Origin of the sequence: Mycoplasma sp. 480, assembly GCF_051353065.1 — a bacterium.
GTDB lineage: Bacteria > Bacillota_I > Bacilli_A > Mycoplasmatales > Metamycoplasmataceae > Mesomycoplasma_A.
Window position 1 is genome coordinate 373344 of the sequence record NZ_CP195722.1, and the last position, 13699, is coordinate 387042.

At 23.3% G+C, this 13699-nt stretch carries 14 protein-coding genes; 9 read left to right on the forward strand and 5 right to left on the reverse strand.

Annotation, left to right across the window (positions count from 1 at the left end; all coding sequences use genetic code 4):
- The first annotated feature begins 68 nt into the window (after positions 1–68).
- A complete protein-coding gene (locus ACR34G_RS01735) occupies positions 69–3176 on the forward strand; it encodes a hypothetical protein (RefSeq protein ID WP_436359087.1) in 3108 nt (1035 codons plus the stop codon).
- 22 nt (positions 3177–3198) lie between these two features.
- Here the strand turns inward: ACR34G_RS01735 and ACR34G_RS01740 are convergent, their stop codons facing one another.
- Entirely contained in the window at positions 3199–5082 is a 1884-nt protein-coding gene (locus tag ACR34G_RS01740; protein WP_436359088.1) for a hypothetical protein, read from the reverse strand.
- 201 nt (positions 5083–5283) lie between these two features.
- Here ACR34G_RS01740 and ACR34G_RS01745 point away from each other — a divergent pair, with 201 nt between their 5' ends.
- From ACR34G_RS01745 to ACR34G_RS01770, 6 genes are all read left to right on the forward strand, one after another.
- Entirely contained in the window at positions 5284–6255 is a 972-nt protein-coding gene (locus ACR34G_RS01745) for a phosphate acetyltransferase (protein WP_436359089.1), read from the forward strand.
- A 1-nt stretch (position 6256) separates the two neighbouring features.
- The gene (locus tag ACR34G_RS01750) at positions 6257–7462 is read left to right on the forward strand and encodes an acetate/propionate family kinase (RefSeq protein WP_436359090.1); all 1206 of its coding nucleotides are present in this window, start codon (positions 6257–6259) and stop codon (positions 7460–7462) included.
- Positions 7455–7883, forward strand: a complete 429-nt coding sequence (gene coaD / locus ACR34G_RS01755; RefSeq protein WP_436359091.1) for a pantetheine-phosphate adenylyltransferase — start codon at positions 7455–7457, stop codon at positions 7881–7883. The genes ACR34G_RS01750 and coaD overlap by 8 nt, the downstream gene beginning before the upstream one ends.
- Positions 7884–8441 carry a ribosome biogenesis GTP-binding protein YihA/YsxC gene (gene yihA, locus ACR34G_RS01760; RefSeq protein ID WP_436359092.1) on the forward strand — a complete coding sequence of 186 codons (558 nt, stop codon included), beginning with the start codon at positions 7884–7886 and terminating at the stop codon, positions 8439–8441.
- Between the two features lie 158 nt (positions 8442–8599).
- Positions 8600–9247, forward strand: a complete 648-nt coding sequence (locus tag ACR34G_RS01765) for a LemA family protein (RefSeq protein ID WP_436359093.1) — start codon at positions 8600–8602, stop codon at positions 9245–9247.
- 6 nt (positions 9248–9253) lie between these two features.
- Positions 9254–10333, forward strand: coding sequence for a hypothetical protein (locus ACR34G_RS01770; RefSeq protein ID WP_436359094.1), 1080 nt, complete (start codon positions 9254–9256; stop codon positions 10331–10333).
- A 30-nt stretch (positions 10334–10363) separates the two neighbouring features.
- On the opposite strand, the gene ychF is transcribed toward ACR34G_RS01770, so the two are convergent.
- The 4 genes from ychF to rpsF are packed head-to-tail and all read right to left on the reverse strand — an operon-like array spanning position 10364 to position 12739.
- Positions 10364–11467, reverse strand: a complete 1104-nt coding sequence (gene ychF, locus ACR34G_RS01775; protein WP_436359095.1) for a redox-regulated ATPase YchF — start codon at positions 11465–11467, stop codon at positions 10364–10366.
- A 48-nt stretch (positions 11468–11515) separates the two neighbouring features.
- On the reverse strand, positions 11516–11761 hold the full coding sequence (gene rpsR / locus ACR34G_RS01780; protein ID WP_436359096.1) for a 30S ribosomal protein S18: 246 nt from the start codon (positions 11759–11761) through the stop codon (positions 11516–11518).
- 16 nt (positions 11762–11777) lie between these two features.
- Positions 11778–12275: a single-stranded DNA-binding protein gene (locus tag ACR34G_RS01785; protein WP_436359097.1), complete on the reverse strand. Its 498-nt coding sequence runs from the start codon at positions 12273–12275 to the stop codon at positions 11778–11780.
- A gap of 14 nt (positions 12276–12289) precedes the next feature.
- On the reverse strand, positions 12290–12739 hold the full coding sequence (rpsF, locus tag ACR34G_RS01790) for a 30S ribosomal protein S6 (RefSeq protein WP_436359098.1): 450 nt from the start codon (positions 12737–12739) through the stop codon (positions 12290–12292).
- A gap of 287 nt (positions 12740–13026) precedes the next feature.
- On the opposite strand from rpsF, the gene rplU reads away from it, so the two are divergent.
- Both rplU and rpmA read left to right on the forward strand, forming a co-directional pair.
- The gene (gene rplU / locus ACR34G_RS01795) at positions 13027–13326 is read left to right on the forward strand and encodes a 50S ribosomal protein L21 (protein ID WP_436359099.1); all 300 of its coding nucleotides are present in this window, start codon (positions 13027–13029) and stop codon (positions 13324–13326) included.
- A gap of 6 nt (positions 13327–13332) precedes the next feature.
- On the forward strand, positions 13333–13590 hold the full coding sequence (gene rpmA / locus ACR34G_RS01800; RefSeq protein WP_436359100.1) for a 50S ribosomal protein L27: 258 nt from the start codon (positions 13333–13335) through the stop codon (positions 13588–13590).
- Positions 13591–13699 lie beyond the last annotated feature (109 nt).

The following is a 13699-nucleotide window of genomic DNA, read 5'->3' on the forward strand; positions in this document are numbered from 1 at the left end:
TATTTAAATTATACAAAAATATTGATATTTTGTTTTTGTAAAAATAAAAAAATATTTATAATTTAAATATGAAAAACAAAACTAAAAAAATTATATTATCATCAATAGTGCTTGGTACTATTGCGGCATCTTCTATTGGCGCAACTTTAGCAATAGTCCTTAATAAAAACAAAAATAAAGAAAGTATATTTTTAAAGGAAAAAATTAAATTTAGCAGAACAAAAGATAAAGTTTTTATATTTCTTCCTAATTCTTTTAAAGAATCAATTAAAGATATTGAATTAACTTTAAAAGAAAAGCAAACAGATTCTAAAACTTATGTTTCAAAAGAGTTTATTTATTTGAATGGCAAAATTGAAGTTTTAATTCCTTCAATTTTGCAAGATAAATCTTCATTATTTATCGATAAACTCTTTATAAATAAAGAAAATATTTCATTAAAAATATATGCTGATACTGAAAGAGAAATTATATTTAGTGAAGAAAAAAAAGAACCTGAAGTTCCTAAAACAGATCCTGATACACCTAAACCTGAAAATCCAAAGGAAAAAGACGTAATTGATAATCCAGACAATGGTTCCATAAATAATATTGAAGATCCAAACGATAAACAAGAGCCAGAAATTCCTGATTCAAATGAAAATGATGACTTTGTAATTTCATCTTTAGAAATTTTAGAAAAAACAGATGAATTTGCAAAACTTAAAGTAAATTTTTCTAAACATTTATTAAAAAATGTAAAAAATAAAGATTTTCAAATTGAAATATCTGGAAAAATTAAGGATAAACAATTTTTTAACTCCCAACAATATATTGAAAATTCCGATTCAGTTATTTTTAATTTATCAAATTTAGAGTTTAGTGAAAACTATTTAATTAATAATATTACTTTAAATAATAAACCACTAACTAGCTTAAATTCAGCACAAAAAATAGGAAATAATTGAGAAAATTCTGAAAATACAAATGATTTTGTCTTTCAAACAAACGAGTATTCTCAAAAAATATCTTATGAAAGTATAAGTTATCACATTGATGAAACAAATCCAAATCGTTTATTACTTTCTTTTAACAATGTGGAAAAATTATTTGAATTCACAGAAAGTGAATATATTGGAAAATTAACTTTAAAAGATAAAACAAATTCAGATACAGAATTTACTGTAGATATTTCAATTAGAAAAACAGAAAATGAAGGGTTAAAAAATATTCCTATCACAATTAGTACAACTAGTGATTCATCAACTTTTGACTATGAAGATGGATTTGAAATTCCTTCAAATGCTATTTTAGAAATAGTGGATTTTAAAATTGATAGAAGTGGATTAGTTTCTGTTGTTGAACCAAGAATTTCTATTTTACCAAAAGACGGAATAAATAAAGAATTTAGTTCTAAAACAAGTTTTAGTAGATTCAAAAATACTGAGTTTAATTTAGAATCTAATAATAATTTGAAAGTTAAAACAGAATTAGAACTTGTTGATATTGATCCAAGTAGTTTGAATAATGTTAAATTGGAATTTATATCTAATTTTGGTGGTTATTGAAAAATAAATGCAACTAAAGTTAATGAGAAATGAGAAGTAAATATTCCAAATTATAATTATTATGGAAAAATTTCTTTAACTAAAGTTTTTGTAAATAATAAAGAAATTCAATTAGATTATTTACATAAAGGTGTCCTTGAATTTAATAATAATAAAAATAGTGAAGAAGAGTCACTAATAAATTCTGTAAATATTACCGAAAATAAAGAAAATTCCTTTATATCTGATATTTATGTAAATTTTAATAATAGCGAATCCTTAGATCAATTTTCTTTATTAAAACCAAGACTTGAAATTTTTGATACAAATAATTTAACTCAAATTATTGAACCAAAATTCCTTTATAAAGATAAAAATAATTATATATTTAGCACTTCTTTAAAAAACAATGTTAATTATAAAATTAAAAAATTAAGTTTCGGAACTAAAAATTTTAGTTTTGAAAATTCATTTACAAAATCAAAGACATCTACATCTAAAACAGAAATAGAATTAAATGAAATAATTAATAATATTTCTTCTTTAAATTTAACAAAGAAATATTGAGCTTCTGGAGCACTAAAATCTTTAAATTCAACATCTGATTTTGTAAACATAACTGACATTAATAAGATTAGTAATTTTGATGATTCAATAGAAATAGAAGTAAATAAATCTTCTTCTGAAACAGAAATTGATGAAAGAAATGGTATTTTAAAATTAAATATCAAATTAAAATCTGGATCTAATTATTCAATTTCTAAAAAAATTACAATTAACAATTTATATAATGTTAATTTCTTTGAACATTTTAATCAAAGTAATAGTTATTTTGAGAAATTAATTTCAATATCGAATAAAGGTTTAACTAAATCCACATTAGATTTTGACAAAACATTTACTGAAGTAGAAACTAACGATTTACATTATTCATTTGGAAATCCAACTACTTGAGTTGAAATAAAAAATGAAAAATTAAGTGATTTTTTAAATATTGATGAATCACTAAAAAGTTATGATAGCTCAAAACTAAAAATATTTTTTATCAAATTTAGAGATCAAAAAAATTTATATGATCCACATATAACTTCTGCATATTCAATGCAAGGTTTTATGGAATATAAAATAGGTTTTTGATTTGATAATTTAAATGAAAATAATCCAGAATCTAAATATAAGAAAATTTATGGACCTATGTTAGTTGGTGGATTTAACTTTGATAATACATCACAAAGTCTTTACTTAAATTTTAAAGAAAAAATTGAAAAATTTTCAATAGAAAAATGAGATGAATTTAATAGTTATTATGGATTTAAAAATCCTGGTTCTGTTGATTTAGATAATTTAATTGCTGAAATTAATCAAATTTCTAATAAACAAGAAAGATGAAATAAAATTTTAGAATATACAAAAATAAGCAAATTGTTATCTAGTGTAACTGATTTAGTTAAAAATTCATTTAATCCTCCGATTTCAAAAGATTTTTACAATATTCAAGTAGAAACAGCAAGCAAAGAAACTATTGGAGAAAATAATTTCCTTAAATTAAAAGTCGGTTTAAAATCTCATTCCTTTAATAGAACTATTCAAAACAATGACAATAATAATATAGGCAATAATTTTATTGATATATTATTCTTAAAAAGATAAAAACTCAATTTGATTGAGTTTTTTATTTATTAATTTTAAATATTCTTTCAGAGTTTAGATCTTTAATTATAGAACCGGATAAACTTTCTGGTAAATTATCATTTATATAGAAAGTTAGCGTGTTTAAATCTGTATATCCTTTATATTCTTTATTATTTATTATTATTGAAAATAGGTGATTTAACTCATTATTTAGATAAGTATTTGGTAGTTCAAAATGTAAATAAGTTATGTTATTTATAGTTTCTCTTTTTAAAATATTAATATTTGTTATATTATTTTCGAATGTTGAAATTTTAGTGATTTTTTTATTAGCAAAAGGTATAAGCATATGTGAAGCATTATTAATAAATTCTATTGAAGATAAATAATATGTTTTATTAGCTTCAAAGAAAGAATCATTCAGCATAATTTCTAGTTTATTTTTATCTATTAAGTGTAATATTTTTTCTTCATTTGTAGTAATATGATTTTTTTCATCTATTACAACGAAACTTGCTTTTATTTCTGAACTACTAGTAGTTTCTAAATTATTTTTTAGTAAAATATCTAATTTATTTTCTTCTTTTTGGACAGTAATAAGATTGTTTGTTTCTATTGTATTTTTATTAAAAATAAACTTATTTTTATTTAAATTAATTTCATTATTGGAATATTCAACTTGAATAAAATCTTCTGTTTGAAAAGAATTTTTAAATTCAAATAATACAGCTTTTTTCTTTAAATCCACAACGTTGAAATTATTAACTTCTTCTAACAATTCTTTATTTTTATTATAATGCTTAATTTTAAATTTTTGAGAACTTAAATCTATTCAATTATTCGGATCATTTATAAAAAGTAAAGAACTTTTATTTGTTACAAAAGAATTTTCAAGTGAAACTTCTTTTTTTTCTGCTTTATAATAATTTTTTATAGATTCACTAAAATCTTTATAATTGGAAATAATTTTATTTTGTTCATTTGAAGAATTTGCAATTTCTAATTGCAAAATATTTCAAACATATTTATCACTTAATTGATTTAAGTCAAAAGAAAGATTTTTTTCTTCAATAGTTCCTAATATTTTTTTAACTTCATTATTTCTATTTTCGAAAATTAAAGAAAAATTATTGAAATTATTTGGATTTTTTATATTTTTATTTAAAGTTTCTAAATTTATAATTAATTTATTTTCAATGATTTGTCCAAAATTTAAATTTGAAATAGTTAATTTTTCTTTATTTAATTCTAAAAAATGATTATCAATTAAATTATCAGTGGGATTAAAATATAATTTTTTAAGTAAATATTTTCCTTTTACTAAATCATTAGGTATATCTATTTTTAATGAATTATTTACTATAGTTATGTTTTTTGTTTTATTTATATTTGTATTTTCAATATTTTCTAAAGTATAAGTTATAGAATTACTATTTAAAATATTGGTAAAGAAAATTTCTAATTCCCCCTTTTTTCCCGTATTTTTGATTTCAAAAAAAGGGAAATTAATTTTTATATTTTCTGTTTTTTCAACAAGTGTAATGTCGCTTGGTATCTGAATTGAATAACTACCTTTTTTTGGAATAGATAAATCATTTATATTTATAACTCAAAAATTATCATTATTCACTTTTTGTCAAGATGCTTTAAAAGTAATACTTTCGTTTTCTTCATTAGTAAATTCAATTTCTTTGGATGAATTGTTTATAGGCTGATTATCTTTAGTTTTTAGAAAAATTTGTCATCCATTGGTATTTTTAGAAATACTGAAATTAGTTGTTTCATTTTTTTTAATATCTATATTTTGATTATTTTTATGTTTTAAAACAATAGCAGTTGTTCCCACGGCAACAGGAATTCCGATTGCGATAATTGGCAAAGCTATAAATAATGCTTTTTTTGTTTCTTTTTTATTTTTTAACATTTTTCTCCTTTTGATTATTTAAAAATTACTATTTATAAATTATAAAACTAATACAAAAAAATAAAATAACTTTCTTTATTTTTTATAAATTTTTATAAAAAAACGAAAATAATTCTTTTATTGAATTTATTTTCAATAATAAAGAAATAGTTTTTTAAAAAAGTATTATAATTTTTATTATTAAATAAATAAGGAGAAAAAATGTTTTTTCAAAAAGAATTAGAAAATAAAATTGATATAAAAAACAAAGAATTAAAATCAAAAAAAACCATTTTATTAATAGATGGAGAAGATCAAAGAGCTATTGATGCAGCTAAAAAATTAGTTAATACTGATTTAGTAAATGTTATTTTACTTGTAAATAAAGAAAATAAAAACCTTTCTTCTAAAATTCAACAAGAAGTAATTAGTTCTTCTAAAAAGGAAAAATACGCAAAATTATTTTTTGAAGCAAGAAACGGAAAAGAAACAATGGAATCTGCTCAAAAAAGTTTAGAAAGCAATCCTTTTTATGGAATGATGATGTTAAAAAACAAAGAAGTAGATGGTGTAGTTGGTGGTTTAAATTATACTACAGCCGATATTTTAAGAGCTGGTTTTAAAGTGATAGGTCCTAAAAAAGGGATAAAAACTATTTCATCTGCTATGATAATGCACAAAGAAAATGAAAAATTTATTTTTTCAGATATATCTGTAAATATAAAACCAAATTCAGATCAGTTAGCAGAAATTGGTTTAAATTCAAAAGAATTTGCAAAGAATTTAGGAATAAAACCAAAAATTGCTTTCCTTTCTTTTTCAACAGATGGTTCAGCTATTAGTGATGAATCTAAATTAAGTTCAGAAGCAACTATTAAATTTAATGAATTAAGTGATGATGTTAAAGCTATCGGTGAAATTCAATTCGATGCAGCTATTAGCGAAAATGTAAGAAAAGCAAAATATAAAAAAGAGTCATATGAGGGACAAACTAATGTTTTTATATTCCCTAATTTAGATGCAGGAAATATAGGATATAAAATAGCACAAAGACTTGGGAATTATGGGGCAATTGGTCCAGTTATTACTGGTATTGCAGAACCTGTAAATGATTTATCTAGAGGATCAACTGTAGAGGATGTTTATAATACAGTTTTAATTACAACATTACAGACTTTTAAAGAGGAAAAATAATATGAATAAAAAAATATTAGTAATAAATGCTGGTTCTTCATCAATGAAATGATCATTATTTAATAAAGAAGATTTTAAAGTTATAGCTTCAGGAATCGCAGAAAGAGTTGGGATAGCTAATTCTTTTATTAAAATGTCATTTGGTGATAATGATATTAAAAAAGAAGTTGAAATGCAAAATCATAAAGAAGCAGCAAATAAAACACTTGATTTATGACAAGAAAATAAAATTATTAATTCTTTAGATGAAATTGAGTTAATCGGATTTAGAGTAGTTCATGGTGGTGAATATTTTAAAGATTCTACAAAATTAACAAAAGAAGCAATTGAATTAATAGATGAATGTTCAAAATTTGCTCCATTACATAATCCTGGAGCAATCCAAGCAATTAAAGCTATGCAAGAAGTTTTACCTAATGCTAAAATGAGTGCTAGTTTTGACACAGCCTTCCATACTTCTATTCCTGATATTAATTCAAAATACGGGATTAATAAAGAATTTGCAGAAAAATACGGCATTAAAAAATATGGAATGCATGGAATTAGTCATAAATTTATTACATTAAAATTAGAAAAAATTTTAAATAAAGAAAAAATAAATTTTGTTAATTTACATATAGGAAATGGAGCATCTTTATGTGCTATTAAAGATTCTAAATCATTTGATACATCTATGGGATTTACTCCATTAGCGGGCATAATGATGGGAACAAGAAGTGGAGATATAGATCCGGCGATTCATGAATATGCAACCGAAGCTGCTAATATTTCTTTAAAAGAATTTACCAATTTATTAAATAAACAATCTGGATTATTAGGTGTTTCTGGTATTTCATCTGATATGAGAGATTTGGTTCAAAGATACAAAGAAAATGATCAAAATGTAATTTTTACTTTAAATTTATATATTCAAAAAATTGTAGATTATTTAGTTAACTACATTAATAAAGTTGGTAAAAAAATAGATGCATTAGTTTTTACAGCAGGAATTGGTGAAAATTCTAGTTTTATTAGAGAATTAGTTATTGAAAAATTAACCTTACCAAATTTAAATATTGAACTGGATAAAGATAAAAATAATGTTTCACCTTCAGAAATTAAAGATTATACATTAATTTCTTCTTCTAAATCCGACATTCCTGTTTATGTAATAAGAACTAATGAAGAATTACTTATTGCACAAGACGCATTAAAATTATATGAATAAAGCAATATTTGCAGGTAGTTTTGATCCTTTTCACGAAGGGCATTTAAATATTTTACAAAAAGCTTTAAAAGTATTTGATTTTATATATGTTGTAATAACTAGAAATCCAGATAAAAAGCAAATAAGTTCATTTCAAGAAAAAAAATCAATAGTTCAGCAAAAAATAGATAAACTTAAAAATGTAGAAATATTGATTAACGATAAAGAGTTGACTGCAGAATTTGCAAAAAAACTAGATGTTAAATTTTTAATAAGAGCAGCAAGAAATGATATAGACTTTAGTTATGAATTAGAACTTGCATATGGAAATAAAGAAATTTACAGCGAATTAGAAACAATTTTATTTTTTCCAGATGAAAAAAACCGAGAAATAAGTTCAACATTAGAAAGACATAAAAAAATTTATGATAAAGGATTTTAGATGTGAAAATTTATAGTATCTTCTTCAAAAAAAGAAAATTGATATTTTCATAAAGGAAAAGAAATTTGTTTTATAGGTAGATCTAATGTTGGTAAATCTTCTTTAATAAACGCTCTTGCAAACACAAAAATAGCAAAAACTTCAAATACTCCCGGTAGAACACAATTAATTAATTTTTTTGAAAACAACGACCAAAAAATAATCGTGGATTTACCTGGTTATGGATATGCTAAAATGTCAAAATCTCTTTCTGAAAAAATGTTCAATATGATTGAAGAATATTTTACTTTTAGGGAAAATTTAGATACTACTTTTTTACTTTTTGATTCTAGAATTGGATTAACTGATAATGACAAAAGTATGTTAGAATTTTTAGAATTTTTAAATAAAAAAATTATTTTAGTTGCAACTAAAATAGACAAATTAAACCAGTCACAATTATATAAAGTCAAAAAAGAAATCGAATTACTAAATAAATATGAATGTTTTTTTGTTTCTTCAACAAAAAAGAAAAATTTAAATTTATTAATTCAAAAAATGGATGAAATTTTAATGTAAAATAAAATCTATTTAATTGATATAATTTTATTAGTAGGATTATTTGTTCATAAAAAATCATCTTAGTTGAATATCAAAACAAATTTTACTACTGATTTAATTTATATAAAGTTAAACATAATTTAATAATATAAATATAAAAAAAAGAAAGGAAAATTATGGCAAATTTATTTAATCCAAATAATAACAATGAACCAAAAGGATTTGAACCTACAGTTGATAATAGTGCAAAAAAACCTGTTTGTTCAGTAGCGGCAAAAGTATTTTTCTGAGTTTTTGGAACATTACTTCTATTTTTTGCACCAATTTATTTCTTAGTTAAAAGAAATGGATTTTTAAGACAACAAAATGAAATCAATGAGGCAGCTGGTACAATCGAAACTCAATTAGCTAAACGTAGTGATACATTAATAAAATTAGTAGATCAAGTTAAATCACACAAAAATTTTGAACAATCTATTCTTACTGATGTAACTAAATTAAGAAATATGACTAAAAGTATTGATAATGCTTCTCAAGTAGAAGGTTTAACTAATTCAGTTTTAGGTAGATTGATTGCTGTTTCAGAAAACTATCCAGATTTAAAAACATCAGCACTTTATGGTGAATTAATGGAACAAACAAGTTATTTAGAAAGAGAAATAGCTGCAGCAAGAAGACTATATAATAGTAAAGTTAACACATTTAACACTTCTATTTTAGTTTTCCCAGCAACAGTTATATCAAGTTCATTACACTTAGAAACTTATCCATTATTCCAAGCAAGCGCACAACAAAGACAAGATGTTTCTATGAAAGATTTATAAAATTAGATGAAAACAATAGACAATTATAAAACATTTTCAGAGTTTCAACATATTTCAAAAGAAACAATTTATCCATTTATTAAAAATACAATAGATGAAACTTTTGATAAGACAAAAGATTTACAAGAAAAAATAAAAAAAGCACATTTAATTTTTTCTATTTTTATAATCACAACACTAGTTTTACTTGGATTATCTATTTTATTTGTTGTTATTTGATTACTTCAAAAAAATGTTTCTTTAACAGTAGCTGCATTAGTTTTCTTTGTTTTAGGTTTAATAAGTTCTTTGGTAGCTTCAATATTTATGAAGAAAAAGAAAAATTTAATTTTGATGCTTCAACTTGAAATTCAAAAAAACCTCAATGTTCCTTCTATTTATAAAGAAAGCATTAAAGTTTTAGATGAAACCTATGATTATAAAATAAATAAAGAAATTGACGAAAGTAATAATTTTAGTTTAGATAAAAGACACATTGAAGAAGTTCAAAGTGATTTAGCAAGAAGCTATGATAAAGTTGTTTTAGAAAGCAAAACATCAATTAAAAGAGTTTTAATTAATCAAAAATATCCTGTTGTTTTTTTAAACTTAAAATGAAAATGTATTGATTATGCTAAGAAAAAAGGGGATAACGATAGAGTTACATACGTAGATAACGGTATTATGCAAATCGATACAACAGTGCTTGGTGATAAAGGTTTTGCCTTTGAATTATTTAGATCATCTTTTTTTAGTAAAAAAAACATAGAGAAATTAGAAAATAAAGATTTTGTTAAAACATTTTCTCCACGTTCAAATAACGAATTAAAAATAAGACAAATGTATACACCTCTTGCAATGGAACTATCACTAAAGAGATATCATGATAAAAACGGTGTTCAAATTACAGGATTACATTTATTATCATCAGGATCTAGAATTTATTATACTTATAATTGTAGTTTTGGTTTTATGGAACTAGATTTTCCAAAATCATCTGATAAAGTTAAAATTTTAAATAAAGTTTATAATGATATATTAGTTGATGTTTATTCTCTATATTATCTAATTTCATTGATTAATAATACTACACTTTATTTACAATAATAAAAAAATGAGATTTAAGTATCTCATTTTTTATTTTCCAAATTTAAATAAACAAATATCGCCATCTTGCATTTCGTAATTTTTTCCTTCTAGACGCATTTTTCCTTGTTCTTTAGCGTTTTTTTCACCACCATTATCAATATAATCACTATAACTAATTATTTCTGCTTTTATGAATTTTTTTTCAAAATCGCTATGAATAATTCCTGCACATTGTGGTGCAAACATTCCTTTGGTGAAAGTTCAAGCCCTAACTTCTTTAACACCTGCTGTAAAATAAGTTGCTAAATTTAAAAGCTTAAATGCTTCTCTTGTTAAAATTTCAAGTCCTGAATATTCTAGTTTATATTCATCTAGAAATATTTGTTTATCTTCGTCATTTAATAAACTAATTTCATATTCTAATTGGATAGAAATAGGAAGTAATAAATTATTGTAAGAATCAACAAGAGTTTTAAGATTATAAAAATGCTTATTATTCAAAGGATTTTCTATATCTTCTTGAGAGATATTTCCAACATATAATATAGGTTTTAATGTTAATAACTGGTAACCTTTGACAATTTTTAATTCTTCTTCTGATAAATTAACGTTTCTTGCTGGAATATTATTATCAAATGCTTTTTTGAGTTTTAAAGCAACTTGATATTCCGCCTTTACATCTTTATCACTACTATTGAGTGCTTTCTTTTCTACCCTTTTAATTACATTTTCAATTACTTGCATATCAGCAAGTAATAATTCTAAATTAATTACTTCCACATCGTTTTTAGGATTTATTTCATTTGCAACATGTAAAATATCTTTGTTTTCAAAGCAACGAACAACTTGAATAATTGCATCTACTTCTCTTATATTAGATAAAAATTTATTACCAAGACCTTCTCCTTTAGAAGCTCCTGATACTAACCCTGCTATATCAACGAAAGTAAAGGTTGTTGGCAAGATTCTTTCAGGATTAACAAATTTTGCAATTTCGTTTAATCTTTTATCTTTTAATTCAACTATTGAAATATTTGGTTCAATAGTTGTAAAAGCATAATTTGCTGATTCAGCTTGCACTTTTGTTAATGCAGAAAACAAAGTGGATTTTCCTACGTTAGGTAATCCAACTATTCCGGCTTTTAATGACATATTTCTCCTTTAAAAAATCTTTAGAGTATTGCTCTAAAGATTTTTATATTATTTTCTAATTCTTTCAGATACGAATGGTAATAATGCAATAATTCTTGCTCTTTTGATAGCTGTAGATAATAATCTTTGATGTCTAGAACATGTACCAGTTAATCTTGAAGGATGAATTTTTCCATGACTACTAATATATTTTTTAAGTAATTCTGTGTTTTTGTAATCAATATATTGCATTGATTCTAAACAAAAATTACAAGGTCTTTTTTTGAATTGTTTTTTTACTTTACGATTAATCATTTTTCTCCTTAGTTAATTATAAAAAACTTTCAACATCTCAATCTGTTTCTTCTTCATCATCATTTAAAGTAGTTTTTTCTACATTATTTTTTGATGAATATTCTGAATTATTTACAGTTGAAAATGTTGGTTCTGCAGGATTTGTTGCTGAAACAGAAGGGTTATTATTAATATTTTTTCTTCTATTTTCGCTTTCTTGCTTGCTTTCTAATAAAGTTACATTTTCAGCAGAAACTTCATTTGAAGTAACGTTTTGTCCTTGATTATTAACAAAACTATTTGTAGCAAAGGAACCTTCCACAAGGATTCTAGAACCTTTTGATGCATTTCTTGCTAAAAATTCAGCACTATTTCTTCAAACTACAACAGGTATAAAATCAGTAATTTCATTGCCATCATTAGTTGAATATCTTCTTGATACAGCAACTGTTAATCTTAAATAACTAATATTAGATTTAGTTTTATTTAATTCTAAATTATTCGCTATTCTTCCTATTAATATAACTTTATTCATTGCAAACTCCCTTATTATTCTTTATTTTCAGTTTTTTTTGTAACTCTTGTTCTTTTAACAACTTTTTTTTCTTCAGCTTTTGTTTCTTTATTTTGTTCTGAATTTTCAGAATTAGAATTTTCTTTTGAGTTTTGTTGATTTTTAAAGAATGAAAGTTTACGTTTTTTAGGTTTTACTTTTCTATTTAAACCTTTTTCTGTGTCTAAGTTAACAACAAGACTTCTTCAAATTGTTTTTTGAATGTTTGTTTTTCTAACAAATTCAGCAATTTTGCTTTCTTCTGATTCTACATTCATTAAAACAAAAATTCCTGTTTTAGATTTATTGATTGGATAAGCTAACTCAGTTCTTTCTAATTTGTCTACACTTTTAACACCATTTGAAAAAACTTCTTTTGCAATTTTTTCTGCTAATGCAACATCTTCTGTTGGTGCTAAAATTAGCATAATTTCGTATTTTGCCATTTTGGCTCCTTTCGGTCATCAGGATCTTTTTTCAAGATCAAGGAGTATATATTAGAAATACTCTTTTGAATTATATAATATTTTGCTTAATTATCTATTAAATTTGTAAAAAGATTTTACTTAAACATATTTTCTTATACAAAATATAATACATTTTTTTATTATATATTAATTAAAAAGTGTTATAATTAAATAGTTACTTGTGTAACCATTCTAAAAAGGTAGTGACTAAAAAGTCCAATCATTTATAAAATGAACCTCAAAGATGAGCCATATGAGGAGGAAGCATGTTTGCAATAATCAAAACTGGTGGAAAACAACTTATTGTTAAATCAGGAGATACAATTTTTATTGAAAAAATTGATGGAAACGAAGGAGACAAAGTTTCTTTTAACGAAGTTCTTGTTCTTGATAAAAAAGTTGGAACACCTTTTGTTAAAGGTGCAGTTGTTGAAGGTGTAATTGAAAAACAAGGAAAAGCTAAAAAAATCGTTGTTTATCGTCACAACCCTAAATCAACTCATAAAAGAAAATTAGGTCATCGTCAACCTTATACTCGTGTAAAAATAACAGAATTGAAAGGATAATTTAAAATGGCAAAAACCAAAGCTGGTGGTTCTACTAGAAACGGTAGAGATTCGATAGGTAGACGTCTTGGTGTTAAATTAAGTGATGGTCAATTCGCAACTGCAGGAGCAATTATTTTCAGACAAAGAGGAACTAAAATCTTCCCTGGAAATAATGTTGGACGTGGAAACGATGACACATTATACTCACTAATTGACGGATATGTAAAATTCGAAACAAAAAGAAACAGAAAAGTTGCTTCTGTTTATGAAGAAAGAAAATAGAAAAAAAACTTAAAAAATAACTAGATTTAATCATCTAGTTATTGTTTTATTCTGTTTAATGTAAATTATGATATAATTCCATAATCATTACTATTAAATATAACACAAA